This is a genomic window from Thioclava arctica (genome assembly GCF_040892615.1).
GTDB lineage: Bacteria > Pseudomonadota > Alphaproteobacteria > Rhodobacterales > Rhodobacteraceae > Thioclava > Thioclava arctica.
Map to the genome: position 1 here is coordinate 217,274 of NZ_JBFRYC010000002.1, position 25,033 is coordinate 242,306.

The window sequence follows — 25,033 nt, forward strand, 5'->3', positions numbered from 1 at the left end:
GCCTTAATTTTGATCGTCAGATCAGTTTTCAGGCATCGCGCAGGCGCGAATCCCTTGCCAAGCCCTCCCCTGATCGGCTTTGCTATAAGAAAGCCGCCTTCTCTACGCCGCATCGAGCGGGCGCGCTGTGACCGGGGCACCAGTAACGCGGCGGATTAATTGCATGGACATCACGTTTCTTCTCAACGGAGAAACCCGGCGCGTTCAGGTCACTGAGCCTACGCAATCGGTGCTGGACTGGCTGCGCAGCGAGGGGTTGACCGGCACCAAGGAAGGCTGCAACGAGGGCGATTGCGGGGCCTGTTCGGTGATCGTGACAGACGAATCCGGCGCGCGTCCGCTCAATGCCTGCCTGATGATGATGCCCCATCTGCACGGCCGCGCCCTGCGCACCGTCGAAGGGCTGGCGGGCCCCGATGGCACGCTGCACCCGGTGCAACAGGCGATGATCGACCATCACGGCTCGCAATGCGGGTTTTGCACGCCGGGCTTCGTGGTTTCGATGGCGAGCGCGCATCTGAATGGGCAAACCGATCACGACGAACTGCTGGCGGGCAACCTGTGCCGCTGCACCGGCTACGCCCCAATCATCCGCGCCGCCAAGGCCGCGCAAGATGCCCCCGTTCCTGACTGGATGCTCGATCACCCGGTGGATCTGGACGCGGCCGTGTTGGGCGATGAGGGCAGCTCCACCGCCTTTATGCCGCGCCATTCCGATGAGCTTGCCACATGGTATCTGGACCATCCCGATGCCACGCTGATTGCGGGCGCCACCGATGTCGGGCTTTGGGTGACCAAACAGTTACGCCAATTGGATCAGATCGCGTTTCTCGGCCATTGTCATGATCTGCAAACCATCGAAGAAACCGCCGACAGTTTCGTCATCGGCGCGGGCGTGAGCATTGCCGCACTGCGCAAGGCCATGGCGCAGGCCCATCCCAGCTTCGCCGAACTGTTGCGCCGCTTTGCGAGCGAACAGGTGCGTCAAGCCGGCACGATCGGGGGCAATATCGCCAATGGCTCGCCGATTGGCGACAGCGCGCCCGCGTTGATTGCGCTGGGGGCCACCATGACCCTGCGCCGGGGCGATCTGCGCCGCACGATCGCGCTAGAGGATTTCTTCCTTGAGTATGGCAAGCAAGACCGCGCCCCCGGCGAGTTCGTGCAAAGCATCATCGTGCCGAAATCCGCCCCCGGTCTGGCCTGCTACAAACTGTCCAAAAGGTTCGATCAAGACATTTCTGCTGTGTGCGGATGCCTCAATTTGACCGAAGAAGGTGGAAAAATTGCAAGTGCGCGCATCGCCTTTGGCGGCATGGCAGGCATTCCGAAACGCGCCAGCGCGCTGGAAGCCGCGCTGATCGGGCAGCCTTTCAGCGAGGCCGCACTCAGCGCGGCCCTGCCCGCTTTGGAAGATGACTTCACGCCAATGTCGGACATGCGCGCCTCCAGCGCCTACCGGATGCAGGCCGCCAAGGCGATGGTGCTGCGCTATGGCCGCGAAGACAGTGGCCAAGTCTCGATCCTTGAGGTGCAGCCATGAGCATCGGCACCACCCAACCCCATGATTCTGCGCACCTTCACGTCACCGGCGCGGCGCGCTATGTCGATGATATCCCGGTGCCCGCAGGCACCTTGCATCTGGCGTTTGGGCTGTCCGAACAGCCCCATGCCGAAATCACCGCGCTTGATCTTGCGGCGGTGCGCGCGGCACCCGGCGTGGTCGCGGTCATGACCGCCGCCGACATGCCTTTTGCCAATAACGCCTCGCCCGCGCCAGACCCGGAACCGGTGCTGGCCGAAGGCGAGGTGCTTTATGTCGGCCAGCCGATTTTTCTGGTCGCCGCCACCAGCCACCTTGCAGCGCGCAAGGCCGCGCGCTTGGCCAAGATAACCTATGCGCCGCGCCCGGCAATTCTGACGATTGAACAGGCGCTCGCCGCCAACAGCCATTTCGAGGGCGGCCCGGTCACTTGGGCACGCGGCGATGTCACGGCGGGCTTTGCGCAAGCCGCGCAGATCGTCGAGGGCAGTCTGGATATTGGCGGGCAAGAGCATTTCTACCTTGAAGGCCAAGCCGCCCTCGCCCTGCCCGACGATCAGGGCATGGTGATCCGCTGCTCGTCACAACATCCGACCGAGATCCAACATAAGGTCGCGGATGCCTTGGGCTGCGCGATGCATGATGTCCGCGTCGAGATGCGCCGGATGGGCGGTGGCTTTGGCGGCAAGGAAAGTCAGGGCAACCACCTTGCGATCGCTTGCGCAGTGATGGCGCGCACCACGGGGCGGGCGTGCAAGATGCGCTATGACCGCGACGACGACATGATGATCACCGGCAAACGCCACGATTTCACAGTGAAATATAGAATCGGCGCGGATCAGGATGGCAAAATTGTCGCCGCAGAGTTCACCCATCTCGCGCGCTGCGGTTGGTCGCCAGATCTCAGCTTGCCGGTTTGCGACCGCGCGATGCTGCATGCGGACAGTTCGTATTTCCTACCCAATATCAGCATCGAAAGTCACCGTTTGCGCACCAATACGCAATCCGCGACAGCGTTTCGTGGCTTTGGCGGGCCGCAAGGGATGCTGGCCACCGAGGCCGCGGTAGATCACCTCGCCCATGTCATGGGGCTGGACCCGACTGAGCTGCGCCAGCGCAATTATTATGCGGCAGCGCTGGGGGCTGCCCGCCCCCAGACCCCCGGGGATATTTCGATCAAGAGGAAGGTGCAGACCACCCATTACGGCCAGCCGGTGGAGGATTTCATCCTGCATGAGCTGACCGACAAGTTGCAGAAATCCGCAGATTTTGTGGCGCGTAAGGCCGCTGTGGCGGCCTGGAATAGCACAAACACGACATTGAAGAAGGGCATCGCGCTGAGCCCGGTGAAGTTCGGAATTTCGTTCACGCTGACCCATCTCAATCAGGCGGGTGCGCTGGTGCATGTCTATGCAGACGGCTCAATTCAGCTCAGCCATGGCGGGACCGAGATGGGTCAGGGTCTGCATCGCAAAGTCTGTCAGGTGGCCGCGCAGGTCTTTGGGGTCGATGATGGATCGGTGCGCATCACCGCCACCGCAACCGATAAAGTGCCTAACACCTCAGCCACTGCGGCGTCCTCGGGGGCGGATCTGAACGGCATGGCGGTGAAGGCGGCCTGCGAGACGATCAGGGGCCGGATTGCTGCGTTCATGGCCGCGCAAGAGGGCTGCCCTGTCGATTCGGTGCGCTTCGAGGGCGGTCAGGTGATTGCGGGCGACAGCACACGGCCGTTCGCGGCAGTGGTCAAACAGGCCTATGAAGCGCGCGTTTCGCTTTCCTCCACCGGGTTTTACGCAACCCCCGAAATCAGCTGGGACCGGATCAAGGGCCAAGGCCGCCCGTTCTTTTACTTCGCCTATGGCGCGGCTGTGAGCGAGGTGGTGATCGACACGCAGACGGGGGAAAATCGCATTTTGCGCACCGATATCTTGCATGATGCCGGGGCCTCGATGAATCCCGGCCTTGATATCGGACAAATCGAGGGTGGCTTTGTGCAAGGCGCGGGCTGGCTGACGACCGAAGAGCTTGTTTGGGACGACGCGGGGCGCTTGCGCACTCACGCGCCCTCGACCTACAAAATCCCGGCCTGTTCGGATCGGCCCCGGATTTTCAATGTCGCGCTTTGGGATGAGCCCAACCGCGTCGAGACGATTTATCGGTCTAAGGCGACGGGGGAGCCTCCTTTTATGCTGGCGATTTCGGCCTATCTGGCATTGTCAGACGCCTGTCAGGCCTGCGGTCCGCACTGGCCCGATCTGCAAACGCCCGCAACCGCAGAGGCGGTTCTGGCTGCCGTGAACCGAGCGCGAGGCACGCCATGAGCGGCTGGATCAGCGTTACGATTTGCAAGACCAAAGGCTCGACCCCGCGCGAGGCGGGCGCGCATATGCGGGTCTGGCCCGACCGAATTGAGGGCACGATCGGCGGTGGCGCGCTGGAATGGGAGGCGATCTTGCACGCCCGCCAGATGCTAGTAACGGGGCATACTCAAACGCGGCGCAGCTTTGCGCTGGGGCCCGAATTGGGGCAATGCTGCGGGGGGGCTGTGAGCGTTGATTTCATCGCCGATGCGCCCGTTCTTGCGCCCAACGACGGGCAGCTATGGATCTGGGGGGGCGGCCATGTGGGGCGCGCGATTGCCGCCGTAATGGCCCCGTTTGAACACCGCCAGATCACGTTGATCGACATCAGCGCCGAAAAGCTGCCCGATCCGATGCCTGCGCGCGTGTCCCCGTTGGTCGCTGCAGACCCGGTGCGCGTCGTGGCCCATGCGCCAAGCGATGCCGAGCACATCGTCGCCACCCATTCCCACGATCTGGATTTGCGCCTGTGCGATGCGCTGTTGCATCACGGGTTTCGCTCGCTTGGATTGATCGGATCGGCCACCAAAGCCGCCCGGTTTCGCAGCCGACTTGGCGCGCTGAACCACTCAAATGCACAAATTTCGCGCATTGCCTGCCCAATAGGCGATCCAAGTCTTGGCAAGCACCCTCAAGCCATTGCTTTGGGCGTCGCCAGCGCGCTAGTGAGGGACCTGAGCGTGGAGCATGCCGCGCCAAGGGAAAGGGTGCGCGCCGGGTGAGCGAGCTGCTAGAAATCGAGGGCCTGACCAAGGCCTACCCCGGGGTCGTGGCCAATGATGGCGTGGCTTTGCGGGTCCGTCCGGGTGAGGTCCATGCGCTGCTGGGCGAAAACGGCGCGGGCAAATCCACTTTGGTCAAGATGATCTACGGGCTGGTCAAACCCGATAGCGGCACGATGCAGTTTCAAGGCGCGCTCTATGCCCCCGCCGATCCGCGCGCGGCGCGCAGCGCGGGCGTGGCGATGGTGTTCCAGCATTTTTCCTTATTCGAGGCGCTGAGCGTGGCCGAAAACGTCGCGCTTGGCATGGAAACCCCGCCGCCGATGCGCCAATTGGCGGCGAAAATCCGCGAGATTTCGACCGAATATGGGCTGCCGCTGGACCCCGCGCGTCTGGTGGGCGATCTGTCTGCGGGCGAACGCCAGCGCGTCGAGATCGTGCGCTGTTTGCTGCAAGATCCAAAGCTGCTGATCATGGACGAACCCACCAGCGTTTTGACCCCGCAAGAGGTTGATATCCTGTTCAAAACCTTGCGCAAACTCTCGGCTGAGGGCACCGCGATTCTGTATATCTCGCACAAGCTCGAAGAGATCCGCGCGCTGTGCGAGGCGGCCACGATCCTGCGCGGCGGCAAGGTCGTGGATCACTGCAATCCACGCGAGAAGAGCGCCCGCGAGCTGGCCGAGCTGATGGTCGGCGCGGAGTTGAAAGTAACCGACCGCTCCACGCGCAAACCCGGCGATGTCGTGTTGAAAGTCACCAATCTTTCCCTGCCCCCGATGTCACAATTCGGCCCCGCACTGAAAGAAATCGGCTTTGAATTGCGCGCGGGCGAAGTGCTGGGCATCGGTGGTGTGGCGGGCAATGGGCAAGAAGAATTGCTGGCCACGCTATCGGGCGAACGCCCCTCGAAACATGGCACAGTGCAGCTGCTGGGCGCAGACATTTCGGCGCTCGGGCCCAACGCGCGCCGTGGCATGGGGCTGCTCGCGGCGCCCGAAGAACGGCTTGGCCATGCCGCCGTGCCCGCGATGAGCCTGACCGAAAACGCGATTCTAACGGGCACGACGCGCAAGAAACTGACGCAGAATGGATTTGTCGATCAGGGCGCGGCGCGCGACTTTGCGCAAGATGTGATCACCGCCTTTGATGTGCGCACACCGGGCCCGCATGTGGCCGCGCGCGCACTTTCGGGGGGCAATTTGCAGAAATTTGTGATCGGCCGCGAGGTCTTGCAAGCGCCCGAGGTTTTGGTGGTCAATCAGCCCACATGGGGCGTCGATGCGGCAGCCGCGGCGGCGATCCGGCAGGCCTTGCTGGATCTGGCGGCGCAAGGGGCGGCGGTGATTGCGATCAGCCAAGACCTTGATGAATTGATGGAAATCGCTGATCGTTTTGCCGCGCTCAACGAAGGGCGGCTCAGCGCGCCGCGCCCAACCAAAGGGCTGAGTATCGAGGAGATCGGGCTGATGCTGGGCGGCGCGCATGGCATGCAGGAGGCGCAGATATGATCACCCTGATCCGCCGCCCGAACCCCGCAAAGTTCTGGACCTATGCCACGCCGATCGTCGCCGTTATCGCAACAATGATTGCGGGCGGATTGCTGTTTGCACTTCTGGGAAAGCCACCAATTGAGGCGATCCGCGTGATCTTTTGGGATCCGCTTTTCGGCGCGAATGCGGGCTATTTCCGCGGCCAGCTTTTGGTCAAGGCCGGCCCCCTGATCCTGATCGCAAGCGGCTTGGCCGTGGGCTTTCGTGCTGGCATCTGGAATATCGGCGCTGAGGGACAATACATCATGGGGGCGCTGGCCTCGGCTTGGTTGGCGCTGCATATCTATCCCGCTGAAAGTCATTGGCTTTTCCCTGCCATGATCGTGCTCGGAGCGCTTGGTGGTTTGCTTTGGGCGATGATCCCGGCACTGCTGAAAGTGTGGTTCGGCACCTCGGAAATTCTGGTGTCGCTCATGCTGGTTTATGTAGCGGAAAACCTGCTGGCTTACATGGCCTTCGGACCACTCAAGAACCCCGAGGGCTATGGCTTTCCCGGCTCGCGCAACCTGCAAAGCTACCCTTCGGCCCATAACACCGATCTGATCGCAGGCACGGGGCTGCATTGGGGGGTGGTCACGGCCTTTATTGCCGTTATCGCAACCTATATCCTGATGCACCGCCACATCATGGGCTTTCGCATACGCGTTGCAGGCGAAGCGCCGCGCGCTGCCCGGTTTGCCGGTGTCGTCCCGGCGCGTCTGGTGGTGTTTTGCCTTGGGCTGGCAGGCGCTTTCGCAGGGCTTGCCGGGATGTTTGAGGTCTCGGGCCCCTCGGGGCAAATCACCGACAGTTTCAATGTGGGCTACGGCTTTACCGCGATCATCGTGGCGTTTCTGGGCCGTCTGCACCCGATCGGCATCTTGCTGGCAGGCTTGCTGATGGCGCTGACCTATATCGGGGGTGACATGGCGCAGCTGACACTGGGGCTGCCCTCGGCGGCAATCCAGGTGTTTCAGGGGATGTTGCTGTTTTTCTTGCTCGGGTTTGACGTGCTCACCAACTTTCGCATCCGTCTGGGCCGGAAGGCGGTGGCATGAAGAAACTCCCCTCTTTGCATATTCCCGTTCTCGCGCTGGCAGGTCTGCTGGCGGGGTTGGGGCTGTGGTATGCCTTGGCGCTGATGAATGCGCTTTGGGTGCTGGTCGTGGTCGGGATCGTGCTGATCCTCGTTCTCGAAGCCATGGCGCGGGTGACGCAGGCGCTGATGGCGCGCGTCGGAGCACGTGGTGAGGGACCAAGCCCGCACATGCCCCATCTGCGGGGCCGCGAGCGCTATGTCGCAGTCGCGGGGCTGGTCGTGGGACTTATCTGCGGCTACGCCTTCTGGGGACCGGTGCTGATCTGGGGACAAGGGGGCGGCGCATGACGATCGGCGGGATTGATATCATTGGCCTGACGGCGATGCTGATGGGGGCCTCAACGCCGGTCTTGCTGGCCGCGACGGGCGAGTTGGTGGCCGAGAAGTCGGGCGTTCTCAACCTTGGGGTCGAGGGCATGATGATCATGGGCGCGGTCGCAGGCTTTGCGGCGGCTGTGGCTACGGGCAACCCGGTTCTGGGCTTTATTGCGGGCGCGCTGGCCGGGGCGTTGATGGCTCTGCTGTTCGCGTTCCTCACGCAGATTTTCTTGTCAAATCAGGTTGCTACGGGGTTGGCGCTGACCTTGTTCGGGCTGGGCCTCAGTGCGCTGATTGGCAAGGGCTATGAGGGCGTGCGCCCGCCCCCCACCGCCAAGCTGGATTTCGGACCACTCGCGGATATTCCGGTGATCGGGCCGATTTTGTTTTCCCATGACTGGATCGTGTATCTTTCGCTGCTGCTTGTCGCGGTGGTCTGGTTCGTGCTGCGCTACACCCGCGCCGGGTTGATCCTGCGCGCGGTCGGCGAAAGCCATGACGCGGCCCATGCGCTGGGCTATCGCGTGGTCGCCGTGCGCTTTGCCGCGCTGGGGTTTGGTGGGGCGCTGGCCGGTCTGGGGGGCGCGTATCTCAGCCTCGTGCGAGTGCCACAATGGACCGAGGGCATGACCGCAGGCGCGGGTTGGATCGCGTTGGCCATCGTCGTGTTTGCCAGCTGGCGCCCGTGGCGGGTGCTGCTGGGGGCCTATATGTTTGGCGGCATCACCGCGTTGCAATTGCAACTGCAAGCGGCGGGCTATGCCATTCCCGTTCATATCCTGTCGATGGCGCCTTATGTGATCACCATCATCGTATTGGTGATCTTGTCCGCCCTTCACCGCCATGGCGTGCAGGCCGCCCCTGCCAGCCTTGGCAAATCCTTCCACGCCTCAAGCTGAGGCATTTATCCACAGGGCTCATGAGAGGCCCGCAACCAACCTGGAGTAGCTTGATGAACCGCAGATCATTCCTGAAAACCACTGCCGCGACCACCCTGGTCGCCGGTGTCGGCCTGCCCGCATTCGCCGCCGACGAACCGCTGAAAATCGGCTTTATCTATGTCGGCCCGGTGGGCGATATGGGTTGGTCCTATCAGCACGATCAAGGCCGCAAGGCGATTGAGGAAAAATACGGCGACAAGGTGAAAACCTCGTTCATCGAGAACGTCCCCGAAGGCCCCGATGCCGAGCGCGCTCTGACCCAACTGGCGCTGGCGGGCAACAAGCTGATCTTTGCGACCTCGTTTGGCTTCATGGATGCCACCGTCAACGTCGCCAAGAAATTCCCCGATGTGAAATTTGAACACGCCACCGGTTATAAGCGTGCCGATAACCTCGCGACCTATGATGCGAAATTCTATCAGGGCCGCGCGATTCAGGGCACCATCGGCGGGCGCATGACCAAGACCAACAAGATCGGCTATATCGGTTCCTTCCCGATCCCCGAGGTCTATCAGGGCATCAACGCCGCCTATCTCGCCGCGAAAAAGGTCAACCCCGATGTCGAGATGAAAGTCGTCTGGGCTTACACTTGGTTCGACCCCGCAAAAGAGGCCGATGCCGCCGCCGCCCTGATCGCCGATGGCGTGGACGTGCTGCTGCAACACACCGATTCCACCGCACCCCAAGCCAAGGCGCAAGAGGCGGGCAACGTGATCACCTTCGGTCAGGCCTCGGATATGTCGAGCTTCGCCCCCAAACCGCGTGTCTCTTCGACGATCGACAACTGGGCCCCCTATTACATCAAGCGCGCAGGCGAGATGATGGATGGCAGCTGGAAATCCGAAGCCACCTGGGGCGGGATCGACACCGGCATGGTCGAGATCGGCGAAATTTCCGACGCGGTTCCCGCCGAGGTGAAGGCCGAAGCGCTCAAGCTGAAAGACGATATCGCCTCGGGCGCGGTGCATCCCTTTGCAGGCCCGTTGAACAAGCAAGACGGCAGCGTCTTCTTGGCTGATGGCGAAATGGCCACCGACGAGCAATTGCAATCCATGACCTTCTACGTCGAAGGCATCACCGCAGAAGCTCCCAAGTAAGGCAAACTTACTGACACAATTACGAAAGGCCGGCCTATGCGCCGGCCTTTTTCCGTCAATTCCCCGTATGATGCGCGATCACATTCTCGTCAGACTTGTCGCTAAGCCAGTTTGCGCGCAATGATGGCTTGACCGGCGCGCCTGACACATTCAAGAATATGAATTCAACGGATGGTCAAGCACGAAACTGACATTCGGGTAACGGGAGGGACTAACAGTATGGCACATATCGTGGTACTTGGCGCTGGCCTTGGCGGCGCTATCATGGCTTACGAGCTGCGCGATCAAGTTCGCAAAGAAGACGAAATCACCGTCATCACCAAAGAGGCGAAATACCACTTTGTGCCATCCAACCCTTGGGTTGCTGTTGGCTGGCGTGACCGCAAGGACATTACGGTCGATCTAGCGCCGACGATGAAGCGCAAGAATATCAACTTCATCCCGGTTGGCGCCAAGCGCGTGCATCCCGATGACAACAAGGTCGAGCTCGATGACGGGCGCGAGATCAGCTACGATTATATCGTGCTGGCGACCGGCCCCGAGCTGGCCTTTGACGAGATCGAGGGCCTTGGCCCCGAGGGCTTTACCCATTCGGTTTGCCATATCGATCACGCCGAAGCGGCGAAGCTCGACTTTGATAAATTCTGCAAAAACCCCGGCCCGATCATCGTGGGCGCGGTGCAGGGTGCCTCGTGCTTTGGCCCGGCCTATGAGTTCTGCTTCATTCTGGATACCGCGCTGCGCCGCGCCAAGATCCGCGATCAGGTACCGATCACCTTCGTAACCTCGGAACCCTATGTCGGACACCTTGGCCTTGATGGCGTGGGCGACACCAAGGGTCTGCTGGAATCCGAGATGCGCAACAAGCACATCAAATGGATGACCTCGAGCCGCGTGAAAAAGGTCGAAGACGGCACGATGCATGTCGAAGAGATCGCCGATGACGGGTCGATCAAGGCAACCCATGAGATGCCGTTCAAATACTCGATGATGTTGCCGCCCTTCCGTGGCATTCCCGCGGTCATGGGCCTTGAGGGCCTTGTGAACCCGCGCGGCTTCGTCATCGTGGACAAGCATCAGCGCAACCCGAAATACCAAAACGTGTTCGGGATCGGCGTGGGCATCGCGATTCCGCCGATGGGCCCGACCCCGGTGCCCTGTGGCGTACCAAAGACCGGTTTCATGATCGAATCGATGGTCACCGCGACCGCCCATAACCTGGGCAATATCGTGCGCGGCAAGGAACCGGACGAAACCGGCACCTGGAACGCAATCTGTCTTGCTGACTTTGGCGATAGCGGAATCGCCTTTGTTGCCCAGCCGCAATTGCCGCCGCGCAATGTGAACTGGTCGAGCCAGGGCAAATGGGTTCACCTCGCCAAGATCGGCTTTGAGAAATACTTCATGCGCAAACTGCGCAAAGGCACGTCCGAGCCGTTCTATGAGAAATTCGGGATGAAGATTTTGGGCATCGACAAGCTCAAGGCCGTCAAAAAGACCGACGCCTAAGCGCGCCACATCCAATCAACGAAAGGCGGGCCTCGGTCCGCCTTTTTTCATGCGGGGCCCACAAAGACCGCCACGAATGCAGAAAAACGACGCAAGCGCCGTTTTGTCTGATCCGCAAAGAGGGGATAAGTGGTGGCGAGGGGGGGACTTGAACCCCCGACCCCACGATTATGAGTCGTGTGCTCTAACCAGCTGAGCTACCTAGCCACTGCGTGCGCTAACTAGGCAAACCCGCCCCCCCCGTCAAGGGCGTTTTGCACGAAAACGACCTCCCCCGCTGCGTCAGATTGGCGATTGGCGAATGCGCGGCCAGCCGCTAGGCATGAGGAGACAAGGAGATATCATGCACCCCACCGCCCCGCTGCCCCTGACCCGTGACCTCGTTCTGATCGGGGGTGGGCATACCCATGCGCTGGTCTTGCGAATGTGGGGGATGAACCCGCTGCCCGGTGTGCGCCTGACCGTGATCAACCCGATGCCCTCTGCGGCCTATTCGGGCATGTTGCCGGGCCATATCGCGGGCCACTATGCGCGCGATGAATTGCAACTCGATCTGGTCAAGCTGGCGCGTCATGCGGGGGCGCGGCTGGTGCTGGGGTTCGCCAGCGCGATTGATCGCGACACGCAGCTGATCACCGTGCCGGGGCGCGCGCCGATTGCCTATGACGTGGCCTCAATCGATATCGGGATCACCGCCGAGATGCCAAATCTCCCCGGTTTTTCTCAGCATGTCACCCCGGCCAAGCCGCTGGACGCCTTCGCTGATGCCTGGGCCGCGTTCCTCGCGACGGCCCCCGCAGCGCCCCGCATTGCGGTGGTGGGTGGTGGCGTGGCCGGGGTGGAACTTGCGATGGCCTGCGCGCATCGCCTGCCCGCCGCTAAGGTCAGCGTTTATGAGGCTGGCCCTGCGCCCCTGCGCGCGCTGGGGTCTGGGGCACGGGCGCGCATGCTGGCCCATTGTGCGCGCCTTGGCGTAAGCATCGAAACCGATGCCGCGCTTGAAGGTGCGCGCGAGGGCGAGGTCTTGCTGGCAAGCGGGCGCAGCGCCAAGGCCGATTTCATCATCGGCACGGGGGCGACGAAACCCGCCGATTGGCTATCCACGACCGGGCTTGATCTGCAAAACGGCTTCATCACCGTCACCCCGACCCTGCAAAGCTCGGATCCGTTAATCTTCGCCACCGGAGACATCGCTCATCTGGCCTATGCGCCGCGCCCCAAGGCAGGCGTCTACGCCGTGCGTCAGGCCAAACCGCTGTTTCACAACCTGCGTGCTGCGCTGTCGGGCGGGACGATGCGCGACTATCACCCGCAGCGCGATTACCTCAAGCTGATCTCGACCGGCGGCAAAGGGGCCGTGGCCGATAAATGGGGCCTGCCGCTGGATGGCAAATGGCTTTGGCGCTGGAAGGATCGCATTGATCGCAAATTCATGGACAAAGTTCACGACTTGCCCGCGATGCCCCCGCCTGCGCTGCCCGCCGCGCGAGCGCTTGGGATTGAAGAGGTGCTGGGCGACAAGCCGCTTTGTGGTGGCTGCGGCGCGAAGCTGGGCGGGGCCGCACTGCGCTCGGCGCTGGCAGGGCTGCCAGCGCCCTCGCGCGCAGATGTGCTATCTGGACCGGGCGATGATGCCGCCCTTCTGGCGCATAGCGCAGGGGCGCAGGTCTTTACCACCGATCACGTGCGCGCCTTTACCGAAGACCCGTGGCTACTGGGGCACATCGTCGCGCTGCACGCGATGAGCGACGCTTGGGCGATGGGGGCCGCGCCGCAAGCCGCGCTCGCGCAAGTCACCCTGCCCCGCCAATCCGAGGACATGGGCGCGCGCGCTTTGGCAGAAATGCTGGGTGCCGCCGCGCAGGCCTTTGCCGAGGCGGGCGCCGATCTCGTGGGCGGGCACACTTCGATGGGGGCAGAATTGACGCTGGGCTTTGCCGTGACCGGGCTCTGCGCACAGCCCATCGGGCAGGATGGCGCGCAAGTGGGCGATCGTCTGATCCTGACAAAACCCATCGGCACTGGCGTCATTCTGGCCGCTGAAATGGCCAAGGCGGCTCCGGGCGAAGTCGTTGCGCGCGCGCTGCAGTCAATGGCGACCAGCTCCGCCAAGGCCAGCGCGATCCTTGCCCCGGTGACCCGCGCAATGACCGATGTGACTGGATTTGGCCTCGCGGGCCATCTGCTGGGCCTGTGCAAAACCTCCAATCTGTCCGCCGCAATCAATCTGGACGCGGTGCCACTGCTGAAGGGGGCCTTGGCACTGTCCGAGGACGGCCAGCACTCCACCCTTCTGGCGCAAAACATCGCCAATTGCGCAGGCCACATCACCGCCCCGCCGGGGCCAAAAACTGAACTGCTTTATGATCCGCAAACCTCGGGTGGGCTGCTGGCCGCCGTGCCTGCCGATCAGGCCGGGGCGGTACTGAAGGCACTGCAAGCCGCCGGATACGCCGCCGCCGATATTGGCGAGATCACCCCCGGCCCGGCCATGCTGCGCGTCAGCTAAGCGCGGCTTGGGCGGCTGCGATGACCTGCGCCGCCAGCGCCGGGATCGCTTCCGCCGCCAAGCTGGGCGCGTGCACGACCTGCTCGTCAAAGCTCTGACGCGCGCGGTGTTTTTCATAGCGCGGATCGTAGTGATCGGCCATCAGCTCACCTGCGAGCGCGGCAAATTCCCCCGCTGCTGCCTGCGCCTGCCAGCGTTCAATCCGCTCGGCGGGTTGAAACGGGCGCAGCTTGTCGATCACGGCGCTGAGGCGCGCGGTATCGGCGATGATGTCGCCATAGGCACGAGCCAGATACCCAGCGCGCTCGGCCAGCGGAGCGGTAATGCGGATACGCGGGGCGCTGCAAATCGCCGCCCAAATGCCCTTGGGCAGCTGCAGATCGCCAATCTTGGAACTTTCGGCCTCAAGCAGCACCACTCGTCCCGGATCAAGTGCCGCAATCGCGCGTGCCAGACGCGATTCGAAATCCTTTTGGCTGCTTTGCCCACCCTCGCGCGCGCCAAACAACGAGCCGCGATGATTGGCCAGCCCCTCAAGGTCGATCATCTGCGCCCCCTGCGCCGCCGCCGATTTGAGAATATCGGTCTTGGCCGAGCCGGTATTGCCATCAAGCACCACGACCGGGCACGGCATCGGCGCGGCGCAAGCCTCGACCACCAGCCGCCGCCACGTCTTGTAACCGCCCTCAATCAACTCGGCGCGCCAGCCCACCTGCCGCAAGATCGTTGTGAACGACCCCGAACGCTGCCCACCTCGCCAGCAATAGACCAGCGGTCGCCAGCCACCGTCCTTATCCGCTAAGGCCTCGCGCAAATGACGCGCGGCGTTTTCCGCCACCAAAGCCGCGCCAATCTTGCGCGCATCAAAGGACGAGACCTGCTTGTAGATCGTGCCCACACGGGCGCGCTGATCATCGTCCAGCACTGGCAGGTTGATCGCGCCGGGAATGTGATCCTCGGCGAATTCGGACGGGCTGCGCACGTCGATGATCGTGTCAAAATCCAGATCACCGACCTGCGCGACAGAGGTGAGTTGCATCAGTAAACGGTCACCGGCGTACCGACTGGAACGGTATCGAACAGCGCGATCACGTGATCATTTACCATCCGAATGCAGCCATTGGACACTGCATGCCCGATCGAACTGGGCGACGTGGTGCCATGGATACGGATCGCCGTGTCATGGCCGTTCTGATAGAGATACATCGCGCGCGCGCCCAACGGGTTTTGCGGTCCGCCCGGCATCCCATCGGCATATCTCGCGTAATTCTCGGGGCTGCGCTCGATCATTTCAGGGGTGGGCTTCCAGCTTGGCCATTCGACCTTGCGCGCCACCACGGCCTGCCCGCGAAATTTCAGCTCGGCCTTGCCCACGGCCACGCCATAGCGCATCGCCACGCCCGGCGCGATGATATGATACAGGAAGAACTTGTCCGATACGATGATGATCGAACCGACCGCCAGATCGGGCTTCACCCGCACTTGAGTGGGGTAATATTGCGAGCCAATCGGCCATGTCTTTACCGTCTCGGCCTCGACTTTGGGGGCCTGCGCAAAGGCAGGCAGGCCAGCAATAGACATCGCTGCAAGCGAAAGAACAAAGGCGCGGCGATCCATTGGCAACTCCTGAAACTCCGTAAACGCATATCGTTTACGGCAAAAACCTTAAGGCGAGGCTAGCAAAGCCGCCCCGCCCTCTCAAGTTCTTGCAAGCATTCCGGGCAGATAAGGGCCGCAGCGTGGCCAATCCGCCTTACTTTTGGAACGCGCAGCCCGATTTCACGCCGAACTTGCCAAAAATCAAAGCCGCCGGACAAAATCCGGTAAAGGCCGATTGCAACAGGTTCGCGCCGATAAAGGCGGTGAACCACAGCCAATAAATCGACACAAACGCGCTCAGCAGAACGGAAATCAGGATCATGACGCCAGCAAAGGCGAAGATGGTACGGTCGAGGTTCATCGGAAGGCTCCACATAGGGGGAATACTGTTAGGGTGAAGATAGCACCTCCTCACAACAAATTCAATAGTTCGAATGTATGACGCGGCGCTTGACCGCACCCTAGGCCCGCATCACATGAGGCGCAGGAGCGAACACCATGACCAAAACCAGTTTTACCATCGACGCAATGCATTGCGGGGCCTGCACGGGGCGGGTCGAGCGCGTGCTGATGGGCGTGCCCGGCGTACAGCAAGCCAGCGCCAATCTGATGGCGCGCACCGCCAGCGTCGAGTTCGACGCCCCCGCGACACCCGCAAATCTGGTCGCAGCACTTGATGCGGCGGGCTATCCGGCAACGATGGGAACTGCCCGGCTCGACATCGAGGGGATGACCTGCGCCAGTTGCACCGGGCGGGTGGAACGCGCCCTGAATGTGCTGCCCGGTGTCACGACGGCCACGGTCAATCTCGCCACCCAAAGCGCACAGGTCGACTATGTCGAGGGCACGCTTGCCCCCCGCGATCTGGCCGAGGCGGTCACTGCCGCGGGCTACCCTGCACGCGTGAAAGACCAAGGCGGCGCCCCGGCCCCGGTCGCACAACGTCAAGCCGCCGAGGCAAGCCACCTCAAACGCCAATTCCTGATCGCGCTGGCGCTCAGCCTGCCGGTCTTTGCACTGGCGATGGGCGCGCATCTGATCCCCGGCCTCCATCACCTGATCGCCGCCACGATCGGCGAGCGTACAAGCTGGTGGATCCAGATGGGGCTGACGACGCTTGTACTGGCCCTTCCGGGACGCATGTTCTTGCGCATCGGCATCCCCGCGCTGGTGCGTGGCGCGCCCGAAATGAACTCGCTCGTAGCGCTGGGCTCGCTCGCGGCGTTTGTCTTTTCCGCGCTGGTCACAATTGCGCCGGAGTTGATCCCTGCCTCTGCGCGCGGCGTCTATTTTGAGGCGGCCGCCACCATCGTCACCCTGATCTTGCTGGGCCGCTGGCTGGAGGCCCGCGCCAAGGGTCGCGCTGGCGAGGCGATCTCGCGTCTCATCGGATTGCAGCCCAAAACCGCCCGCGTGCAAACGCCAAACGGTGTCGAAGAGCGCCCGATCAGCGCCCTCACCACGGGTGATATCTTGTTGCTTGCACCGGGCGAACGTGTCGCGCTGGACGGGGTGATCACCGAAGGCGCGGGCCATATCAATGAGAGCATGCTGACTGGAGAACCGATTCCGCTTAGCAAATCCGAGGGCGACAAGATCACCGGTGGCACGATTAATGGCGAGGCCGCTCTTAGCTATCGCGTGACCGCCACCGGGGGCGATACCGTGCTTGCGCGCATCATCGCGATGGTTGAACAGGCGCAGGGCGCGAAGCTGCCTGTGCAGGCGCTGGTGGATCGCGTGACGCGGGTGTTCGTGCCCGCCGTCATGGTGCTGTCGCTCTCCACTTTCGCGATCTGGTTGTTGGCGGGAATGGGCTTTACCCATGCCTTTGTCGCCGCGATTTCGGTGATGATTATCGCCTGCCCCTGCGCAATGGGGCTCGCCACGCCGGTCTCGATTTTGGTCGGCACGGGACGGGGCGCGGAACTGGGCCTGCTATTTCGGCGCGGCGATGCGCTGCAACGGCTGGCCGAGGTCACGATCATCGGCTTTGACAAAACCGGCACGCTGACCCAAGGCAAGCCCGCGCTCAGCGATTTGCTCCCGCTGGCGGATTTGTCCGAAACCCAGATCCTTGCGCTGGCAGCAGGGGCCGAGGCGCGCTCGGAGCATCCGCTTGCGCGCGCAATTCTGGACGCTGCCGCCGCGCGCGACATTCCCCATGCGCCGGTGAAACGCGTCAAGGCGCTGGCGGGTATGGGCCTGCGCGCGCAGGCCGAAGGCGCGATGCTGTGGCTGGGCAACACACAGGCGATGGCGCAGGCGGGCGCCGACATCGCCCCCTTTTCCGCCCAAGCCGAGGCACTGGCCGCCAAGGGCCGCACGCCGGTCTGGATGGCGCTTGATGATAAACCCGTCGCGCTGATGGCGCTGTCCGACCCGATCAAACCCGAGGCCCGCGCCGCCATTGACGCGCTGCACCGCGCAGGCGTGCAGGTCGCGATGGTCACCGGCGATACCCGCGCCACCGCGCAGGCTGTGGCCGATACGCTGGGCATAGATCAGATCGAGGCCGAGGTTCTCCCCGACGGCAAACGCGCCGCAATCGACCGCTTGCGCGCCCATGGCCCCGTGGCATTCGTCGGCGACGGGATCAACGACGCCCCCGCGCTGGCAGCCGCCGATGTCGGCCTTGCCATCGGCACCGGCACTGATGTGGCCATCGAGGCGGCTCAGGTCGTGCTGATGGGGGGCGATCCCCAAGGCGTAGCGCGCGCATTGACCCTGTCACGCGCCGTGATGGCCAATATCAAGCAAAACCTGTTCTGGGCCTTCGCCTATAACGTGGCGCTGATTCCGGTCGCGATGGGCGTGTTGGTGCCCTTTGGCGGGCCCGGCCTGTCCCCGATGCTGGCAGCGGGGGCAATGGCCTTTTCGTCCGTCTTTGTAGTCTCCAACGCGCTTCGATTGCGCCGCGCGGCACGCTGATCGGCGATTGCGCGCCGATGCCCCGCAAGCCCCCTTTTCCTTGGCACGCAGATCGGGTTTTTCTTGTCACCGAATTTGCCGGAGCGCCCGATGCTGTCACGCCGCCTCATCTTGCTGTCTCTGGCCAGCCTTGCTGCCTGCGGAGGCGGCCCACAAACCGCGAACAAAGCCCTAGGCAACCCGCCCCTGCATCACAATGAAACGCCGCAACTGCGCGCGCTGATCAACCGCTACTCCGATCACTACGGGGTGCCGCGCAGCCTGACGCATCGCGTGATCCAACGCGAAAGTCGCTACCGCCCCGAGGCGCGAAACGGCCCCTATTTCGGGCTGATGCAAATCTCGCCGCAAACCGCACGCGGAATGGGATTTCGCGGCAACCCCCATGATTTGCTCGATGCCGATACCAACCTGAAATATGGCGTGAAATACCTGCGCGGGGCCTGGATGGTCGCTGATGGCTCTGAAGAGCGCGCAGTAAAGTGGTATGCGCGGGGCTATTACTATGAGGCCAAGAAACGCGGACTGCTGAAGCAGACGGGATTGCGCTAGGGCAAAGCGCGGCAATTCTGGCACGGGTGGAACGCTCCGCGGGGAGTATTTCGAGCTAGATGAAAGACGCAGCACGGCCATTTCATCTAGCATCAAATACTCCCGCCGGAGGCCTCCCGACGCCTGCCAAATCCCCTGCTTACTCGGAGGCGCGCAGCACCCCCGCCGGGCGCGCCGCAAGCGGGCGCAGCGCAAAGACCAGCCCGGCCGCCAGTGTCGCCACCACCCCGCCAGCCACGATGATCAGCGCAGGGATTGGCGCGAACTGATAGCTTGCGCCCATCACCAGATCGACAACGGCCCAGCCCGCAAGCCCGCCAAAGGCGATCGCGACCACACCTGCCGCAGCGCCCATCAGCGCCGAGCGCAGCGCAAAGCTAAACAAGATCGTGGACCGCGTCGCCCCGAGGGTCTTGAGCATTGCCGCCTCCCAGGCGCGCGCCCGCTCGCCCGCCGCCGCCGCGCCGATCAGCACGACAAACCCCGTCAGCAGCGTCACCGAGGCCGCCAGCGACGTCGCGCGCGCAATCGAGGAAAGCGCATCGGTGACGCGCGCAATCGCGTCGCGCACCCGGATCGCGGTAATATTGGGAAACGCCTTGGCCAGATCGCGCATTACCTGCGCCTCGGCCTCGGGCGGGGCGTAGATCGTGGCCAGCCACGTATGGGGCGCGCCTTGCAGCGCCGCCGGATCTAACGTCAGCACAAAGCCAATCCCGCCCGTTGAAAAGTTCACATCGCGAAACGAGGTGACCTTGGCCGTGATATCGCGCCCCAAGATATTGACGGTGATATCATCGCCCAGTTTCAACCCGATCTCTGCCGCCTCTTTGGCCGAGAAACTGGCCAGTGGCGGGCCGTTATAATCCTTGGGCCACCATGTGCCTGCCGTTAGCTTTTCACGCGGAGTCTCGGAATAGGTCACGCCGCGATCGCCGCGCAGAACCCAATGCTCGCCACCAACTTTACGCGCGTTTTGACCATTGATCTTAGTGATAACGCCGCGCAGCATCGGCACAGCTTCGACCTTGCTCACCGCAGGCATCTTGGCCAGCAGCGCCTTGAACGGGTCGATCTGATCGGGCTGGATGTCGATCACGAAATAGGCTGGCGCGATTTTGGGCAGATCGTTGGAAATCGCTCCGCGCAGCCCCGCATCGACCTGCCCCACGGCGGCCAGAACCGAGAGGCCAAGCCCCAGCGACAGGATGACCGAGCGCGCCTCGGAGCGCGGCCCACCAATTGCCGCCAAGGCCGCGCGCAAGGCAGGGCGGCCGCGCGCGAGATGTTGCGCGCCGCGTGCGCCAACGCGGATCGCCCAAGCCGCGACGCTTAGGATGGCCAAAGCCAGCACGATGCCGCCAAGGCTGGCCAGCGTCAGCCCCCACAGCCCCGAAAACCACGCCGAGACGACGACCAACACCACCAGCAAAACGCCCGTCAACGTCATCGTCGGCCAAGGCGGCAGGCGGCGTCCGTTCATCGTGTCACGATACAGCGTCGCCGCGCGCATTGCCGCCATCCGCGACAGCGGCCACAGCGCAAAGATCGCGGCAATCAGCGCGCCATAGAGCGCCGCCTCCCCCAGCGGGCCGGGTTGCAAGCGAATCTCGACCGGGATTGGCAGCGCATTTTCGATCAGCCCCGAGGCCGCGAAAACCAGCCCAGCGCCCAGCGCCAGCCCCGCGACAATGCCCACCACGCCCAGCGCCACAAGCTGAATCAAGAACGCCGCGCGGATCGTCGCCCCCGTCGCGCCAAGCGCGCGCAACGTCGCGATTGTGCCCGATTTGCGCTCGACCCAAGACGACACCGTCGCGGAAATGCCAACACCGCCCACTGCCAGCCCCGCCAGCCCGACCAGCACTAGAAACGAGCCGAGCCGATCCACAAAGCGCTGCGCGCCCGGTGCCGCGCGACGCCGATCCGACCAGCGCATCCCGGCATCCTTGAAGTGGCTTTCGGCTTGGCGCTTGGCCACCGTCAGATCGGTGCCCGCAGGCAAGCTTACGCGGTATTGGGTTTCAAACAGCGACCCCGGTGCCAGCAGCGGCGTGTCCGCAATGGCGCTAAGCGCAACGATCGAATTTGGCCCCAGCGCAAAGCCGGTGCCCGTGCTGTCAGGTTCGCGCAAGAGCCGTGCCATCATCACGAAATCCTGTCCGCCCAAACGCACCGTATCACCGGGTTTTACCGCCAGACGGTCAGCCAAAATCGGGTCGAGGAAAATCCCGGGGAAACCGTTTTCGCCCTTGAGCGCGGCGCGCCCCACGGGCGGGTCTAGCTCCAGCTTCCCTTCAAGCGGATAGGCGCCATCCACCGCCTTGACCTGCGTGAGCGCGCGTTGCGTCGCATCGGTTCCCGTGCTGAGCATGGAGCGGAAATCAATCACCTCCGAGACCGCCGTGGCGTGATCGGTGATCCATTTCAACTCGTCGGGTTTGGCTCGGCGATAGGTGAATTCATATTGCGCATCGCCCCCCAACAGCACCGCGCCCTGATCGCTGAGCGCCGAGGTGATCGCGCTGCGCACCAGCCCGACAGCAGCAATCGCGGCCACCCCAAGCATCAGGCAGAGCAGCATGACCCAAAAGCCGCGCAGACCCGCGCGCAACTCGCGCCGGGCAATCGTGAAAGCCAGGGTCATGCGGGTTCACCCGTCACGACCCGGCCGTCGCGCAGCTCAATGATGCGACTGCACCGCGCCGCTAGATCGGGGGCATGGGTGACCAAGATCAGCGTGGCCCCATGGCGCTCTTGCAGGCCGAACAGCAATTCGATGATCGTGGTCCCCGTCGCTGTGTCGAGATTTCCGGTCGGCTCATCGGCCAGCAGGATCGCAGGGCGCGGGGCGACGGCACGCGCCAAGGCGACGCGCTGTTGCTCTCCGCCCGACATTTGCGAGGGATAGTGATGGCCGCGATGACCCAGCCCCACGGCCTCTAGTTCCGCCTCAGCGCGCGCGAACGCATCGGGGACACCGGCGATTTCCAGCGGCATCGCGACATTTTCCAGTGCCGTCATTGTCGGGATAAGGTGGAAGCTTTGGAACACCACCCCCATATTACCCCGACGAAAGCGGGCCAGATCATCCTCGGACATCGCCGACAGATCATGACCCAAGGCCATAACCGACCCCGAGCTGGCGCGTTCCAGCCCGCCCATCAACATCAGGAGCGATGATTTGCCCGACCCAGAAGGCCCCGTGAGCCCAACGCTTTCGCCCCGCTCAATGGCAAGATCAATCCCGCGCAGAATTTCGACCGGGCCAGCATTGCCCGCCAGCGCAAGTTTTGCGTCTTTGAGCGCGAGGATCGTGTCAGCCATGGCTACCTGTCTTTCTTTTGCTTCAAAGGGATATGGGCCAAATACGCGGCTGCACAAGCGTTTGGGCGCAGGAATTGTGCTTGCGACGCTGCTGGCCATGCCGGTCGCGGCACAGACCAAGATCCTCGCCTTGGGAGATTCGCTGACCCAAGGTTACGGGCTTGAGAATCCCAGCGACGGCTTGGTGCCGCAATTGCAGGACTGGCTGAACGCGCATGGCGCGGATGTGACTGTAGTGAATGGCGGGGTGTCTGGCGATACCACCGCGGGCGGGAAATCGCGGCTCGATTGGCTGCTGACGCCCGACACCAAGGCGGTGATCGTGGCGCTGGGAGGCAATGATCTGCTGCGCGGGCTGCCGCCCTCTGAGGCGCGCGGAAATCTCGATGCGATCTTGGCGGATTTGCAGGGCAAGCATATCCCTGCGCTTTTGGCGGGCCTGCCCGCACCGGGCAATTACGGGCCTGAGTATCAGCAAGAATTCGATGCGATCTATCCCGATCTGGCACAGAAATATGGCGCGGTTCTGGTGCCCAATCTGTTGGCTCCGATCATGGCCACACCGCTCGCAGAGCGCGCCAAGGAAGACTTGATGCAGGCCGATAATATCCATCCCACGCCCGCGGGCGTAAAAAAGGTGGTTGCGGCTTTGGGGCCCAAAGTGTTGGAGCTGTTGGCAAAGGTGAAGCCGGGCAGTTGAGCGCGCGCCTGGCAGTGGGCAGGAGCCTCCGGCGGGAGTATTTTTAGCTAGATGAAAGGGCTTAGCTACGCGCGGCGCGCCGGTCCATCGCCCAAAGTGCGCCCGCGCCAATGACGCCCAGCAAGGCCCCCATCGCGGCGGCGAGCTCGTAACCTGCAAGCGCCGTGCCAATTGCGAAAACAGCGGCGGAAAACGCATCGCCCGCCAATTTCTGCAACGCCATCAGCGAGGCCCCCGCACCGGGACGATTGGACAGCAGGTCTTGCAGATAGGCCATCGGCTGGGTCAACACGACCGCGCCGCCGGCCGCGCCGGGAATTGTCAGCAACCAGACATAGGGCGTAGGTGCAAGAACCGGGATCAGCCCCAGATGCAGGGCATAAAGGGCCGCCCCCGCCCAGATCAGCGACGTGCGAGAGACGCGCCCCACCAACACCGGCAAGGCCAGCATGAAGGGCACTTCGAGCCCCGCCAGAAGCCCCGCGTAAAGTGCCGTATCCGCCGCGCCGCGCCCCGGCGTGGCCTCAAACACCAGCCCCATCACCACCAGATACAACATCACGGCCCCGTTGATCGTACCCAGCGCCACCACCCGGCTGAGGATCGGCAGGTTCGCCATTTCGCGCAAAGATTCGCGAAAGCTGAGGCCTGATTTCGGGTCGGGCCAGCGGGTCGCGCCATCGCGGGGCCAGAACGCCAGTGTCAGCGCAAGGATCAAAATCCCCAGCGTCAGCGTGACCGGGTAGATCGCCGTCAGCGAAGCTCCCTGATCGAAGGCGACCGACCAGATCGGCAGCACGACCAGCCAAGGCAACGCAAACAGCGCGCGCAGGGTCGACAGAATCGCGGCGCGGTCTTTTTCGGGATGGGTCGATGCGGCAAGGCGCGACAGCGCAAACAACTGACCAAAGATCGAGGCTGACAGCGGCAAGATCAACGCATTGGCAATCACGAAAACCACTGCGTTATCGCCCGCCAAGACCAGTGCCGAGGCCAGAATCAGCATTAACGAAGTACCCAACGCGATCGCACGTCGATTGGCCCGCTGATCGGCCAAAATCCCCAAGCCGACCGAGGCAGAGACCGACAGAACCGACGCCACCATCAAGACGAGCGCGAACGCGCCATCGGACAGGCCAAACACCTTGATCGCCAGCGCCGAAACATAGGGGCCCATCGTCGCCGCATGGGCCCCAAACAGCACCAGCAGCACCGCCGCCAGACGCAGCGCGGGATCTTTGACTATCGGGCGGAACGGAGCAAACATAAGCCCCCATTGCCCCCGTTTGCGGCCAATTTCAAGAGGGGCTCAGCGCCAGTCGAAAAAGCCGGTCGGGGCTTGGGCCAGCAATCGCCGCGCCAGATCGTCGCCCAGGGCCGCGCCCTCGGAAATCAACGCGCGCCCCTCGCCCGAGATCGCCTCAGAGCCGTCAGGGCGCAGGATTTCCCCACGCAACCACAGCTCGTCGCCCTCGATGATGGCAAGCCCGGCAATCGGAGTTTCGCAAGACCCGTCCAGCGTGGCAAGATAGGCGCGCTCAGCAGCCAGACGTTGCGCGGTGGGCAGATGGTGGATCGGGGCCAGCAGCGCCTCGCAGCGCGCATCGGCCACGCGCCGCTCAATGCCGATTGCACCTTGCGCCACGGCAGGCAGCATATCTTCCGGCGCAATCGCGGATTTCGCGACCTCGACCATACCCAGACGGGTCAACCCCGCCATCGCGAGAAACGTCGCTTCGGCCACGCCCTCTTGCAGCTTTTTCAACCGGGTCTGCACATTGCCGCGAAACTCAACCAGCTTCAGATCGGGGCGGCGATAGGCCAGCTGCGCGCGCCGCCGCAGGCTGGACGAGCCGACAACTGCACCCTCGGGCAGCGCCGCGATCCCGGCGTGGTTGAGACTGACGAACGCATCGCGCACATCTTCGCGCGGCAAATAGCAATTCAGGATCAACCCCTCGGGCTGCTCGGTGGGCATATCCTTCATCGAATGCACGGCGATATCGATGCGGCCATCGACCATCGCCTCTTCGATTTCCTTGGTGAACAGACCCTTGCCGCCGATCTCTTTCAGCGGCTTATCCGCATCAATCAACGCGCGATCATCGCCCGTAGTCTTGATCACCACGACCTCAAAGGCGGCCTCGGGGAGATCATGAGCCGCCATCAGGCGCGCACGCGTTTCATAGGCCTGCGCGAGCGCCAAAGGCGAGCCGCGCGTGCCGATCTTGAGCGGGGATTTCGCATCGGGCATCTGCATCATTCCCCCGGCTTACCCGCGACAGATGGCC

20 protein-coding genes and 1 tRNA gene are annotated in these 25,033 nt (G+C 63.1%); 13 read left to right on the forward strand and 8 right to left on the reverse strand.

Annotation, left to right across the window (positions count from 1 at the left end; genetic code table 11):
* Positions 1-163 precede the first annotated feature (163 nt).
* From xdhA to AB4874_RS03990, 9 genes are all read left to right on the forward strand, one after another.
* Entirely contained in the window at positions 164-1,543 is a 1,380-nt protein-coding gene (gene xdhA / locus AB4874_RS03950) for a xanthine dehydrogenase small subunit (RefSeq protein WP_368391016.1), read from the forward strand.
* Positions 1,540-3,867 carry a xanthine dehydrogenase molybdopterin binding subunit gene (xdhB, locus tag AB4874_RS03955; protein ID WP_368391017.1) on the forward strand — a complete coding sequence of 776 codons (2,328 nt, stop codon included), beginning with the start codon at positions 1,540-1,542 and terminating at the stop codon, positions 3,865-3,867. The genes xdhA and xdhB overlap by 4 nt, the downstream gene beginning before the upstream one ends.
* Positions 3,864-4,628 (forward strand): xanthine dehydrogenase accessory protein XdhC, encoded by a 765-nt coding sequence (gene xdhC / locus AB4874_RS03960; protein ID WP_368391018.1) that lies wholly within the window; start codon positions 3,864-3,866, stop codon positions 4,626-4,628. The genes xdhB and xdhC overlap by 4 nt, the downstream gene beginning before the upstream one ends.
* Positions 4,625-6,139 carry an ABC transporter ATP-binding protein gene (locus AB4874_RS03965; RefSeq protein ID WP_368391019.1) on the forward strand — a complete coding sequence of 505 codons (1,515 nt, stop codon included), beginning with the start codon at positions 4,625-4,627 and terminating at the stop codon, positions 6,137-6,139. Before xdhC ends, AB4874_RS03965 begins: the two co-directional genes overlap by 4 nt.
* Positions 6,136-7,218 carry an ABC transporter permease gene (locus AB4874_RS03970; protein ID WP_368391020.1) on the forward strand — a complete coding sequence of 361 codons (1,083 nt, stop codon included), beginning with the start codon at positions 6,136-6,138 and terminating at the stop codon, positions 7,216-7,218. Before AB4874_RS03965 ends, AB4874_RS03970 begins: the two co-directional genes overlap by 4 nt.
* Entirely contained in the window at positions 7,215-7,547 is a 333-nt protein-coding gene (locus AB4874_RS03975; protein WP_368391021.1) for a hypothetical protein, read from the forward strand. The genes AB4874_RS03970 and AB4874_RS03975 overlap by 4 nt, the downstream gene beginning before the upstream one ends.
* On the forward strand, positions 7,544-8,476 hold the full coding sequence (locus AB4874_RS03980; protein ID WP_368391022.1) for an ABC transporter permease: 933 nt from the start codon (positions 7,544-7,546) through the stop codon (positions 8,474-8,476). Before AB4874_RS03975 ends, AB4874_RS03980 begins: the two co-directional genes overlap by 4 nt.
* Before the next feature lie 53 nt (positions 8,477-8,529).
* The gene (locus AB4874_RS03985) at positions 8,530-9,615 is read left to right on the forward strand and encodes a BMP family ABC transporter substrate-binding protein (protein ID WP_295531600.1); all 1,086 of its coding nucleotides are present in this window, start codon (positions 8,530-8,532) and stop codon (positions 9,613-9,615) included.
* Between the two features lie 219 nt (positions 9,616-9,834).
* Positions 9,835-11,124: an NAD(P)/FAD-dependent oxidoreductase gene (locus AB4874_RS03990; protein ID WP_295531604.1), complete on the forward strand. Its 1,290-nt coding sequence runs from the start codon at positions 9,835-9,837 to the stop codon at positions 11,122-11,124.
* A gap of 130 nt (positions 11,125-11,254) precedes the next feature.
* Here AB4874_RS03990 and AB4874_RS03995 read toward each other — a convergent pair.
* Positions 11,255-11,331, reverse strand: a tRNA-Met gene (locus AB4874_RS03995).
* 136 nt (positions 11,332-11,467) lie between these two features.
* On the opposite strand from AB4874_RS03995, the gene selD reads away from it, so the two are divergent.
* Entirely contained in the window at positions 11,468-13,633 is a 2,166-nt protein-coding gene (selD, locus tag AB4874_RS04000) for a selenide, water dikinase SelD (RefSeq protein WP_368391023.1), read from the forward strand.
* Here selD and mnmH read toward each other — a convergent pair.
* From mnmH to AB4874_RS04015, 3 genes are all read right to left on the reverse strand, one after another.
* On the reverse strand, positions 13,626-14,672 hold the full coding sequence (gene mnmH, locus AB4874_RS04005; protein WP_368391024.1) for a tRNA 2-selenouridine(34) synthase MnmH: 1,047 nt from the start codon (positions 14,670-14,672) through the stop codon (positions 13,626-13,628). The two genes, selD and mnmH, sit on opposite strands and share 8 nt — an antisense overlap.
* Positions 14,672-15,250, reverse strand: coding sequence for a L,D-transpeptidase (locus AB4874_RS04010; RefSeq protein WP_368391025.1), 579 nt, complete (start codon positions 15,248-15,250; stop codon positions 14,672-14,674). Before AB4874_RS04010 ends, mnmH begins: the two co-directional genes overlap by 1 nt.
* A 136-nt stretch (positions 15,251-15,386) precedes the next feature.
* Positions 15,387-15,593, reverse strand: coding sequence for a YgaP family membrane protein (locus AB4874_RS04015; RefSeq protein WP_368391026.1), 207 nt, complete (start codon positions 15,591-15,593; stop codon positions 15,387-15,389).
* Between the two features lie 137 nt (positions 15,594-15,730).
* On the opposite strand from AB4874_RS04015, the gene AB4874_RS04020 reads away from it, so the two are divergent.
* Together AB4874_RS04020 and AB4874_RS04025 are read left to right on the forward strand one after the other, a co-directional pair.
* Complete coding sequence (locus tag AB4874_RS04020) at positions 15,731-18,163, forward strand: heavy metal translocating P-type ATPase (protein WP_368391027.1); 2,433 nt, start codon at positions 15,731-15,733, stop codon at positions 18,161-18,163.
* 90 nt (positions 18,164-18,253) lie between these two features.
* Positions 18,254-18,715: a transglycosylase SLT domain-containing protein gene (locus tag AB4874_RS04025; protein ID WP_368391028.1), complete on the forward strand. Its 462-nt coding sequence runs from the start codon at positions 18,254-18,256 to the stop codon at positions 18,713-18,715.
* 139 nt (positions 18,716-18,854) lie between these two features.
* Here AB4874_RS04025 and AB4874_RS04030 read toward each other — a convergent pair whose 3' ends face one another.
* Both AB4874_RS04030 and AB4874_RS04035 read right to left on the reverse strand, forming a co-directional pair.
* Positions 18,855-21,362: an ABC transporter permease gene (locus tag AB4874_RS04030; protein ID WP_368391029.1), complete on the reverse strand. Its 2,508-nt coding sequence runs from the start codon at positions 21,360-21,362 to the stop codon at positions 18,855-18,857.
* Positions 21,359-22,042 carry an ABC transporter ATP-binding protein gene (locus AB4874_RS04035; RefSeq protein WP_368391030.1) on the reverse strand — a complete coding sequence of 228 codons (684 nt, stop codon included), beginning with the start codon at positions 22,040-22,042 and terminating at the stop codon, positions 21,359-21,361. Before AB4874_RS04035 ends, AB4874_RS04030 begins: the two co-directional genes overlap by 4 nt.
* Here AB4874_RS04035 and AB4874_RS04040 point away from each other — a divergent pair.
* Complete coding sequence (locus AB4874_RS04040) at positions 22,041-22,742, forward strand: arylesterase (protein WP_368391031.1); 702 nt, start codon at positions 22,041-22,043, stop codon at positions 22,740-22,742. The genes AB4874_RS04035 and AB4874_RS04040 overlap by 2 nt on opposite strands.
* A 61-nt stretch (positions 22,743-22,803) precedes the next feature.
* On the opposite strand, the gene AB4874_RS04045 is transcribed toward AB4874_RS04040, so the two are convergent.
* Positions 22,804-24,009, reverse strand: coding sequence for an MFS transporter (locus AB4874_RS04045; protein WP_368391032.1), 1,206 nt, complete (start codon positions 24,007-24,009; stop codon positions 22,804-22,806).
* A gap of 42 nt (positions 24,010-24,051) precedes the next feature.
* Entirely contained in the window at positions 24,052-24,996 is a 945-nt protein-coding gene (gene hemC, locus AB4874_RS04050; protein ID WP_438273441.1) for a hydroxymethylbilane synthase, read from the reverse strand.
* Positions 24,997-25,033: the final 37 nt, after the last annotated feature.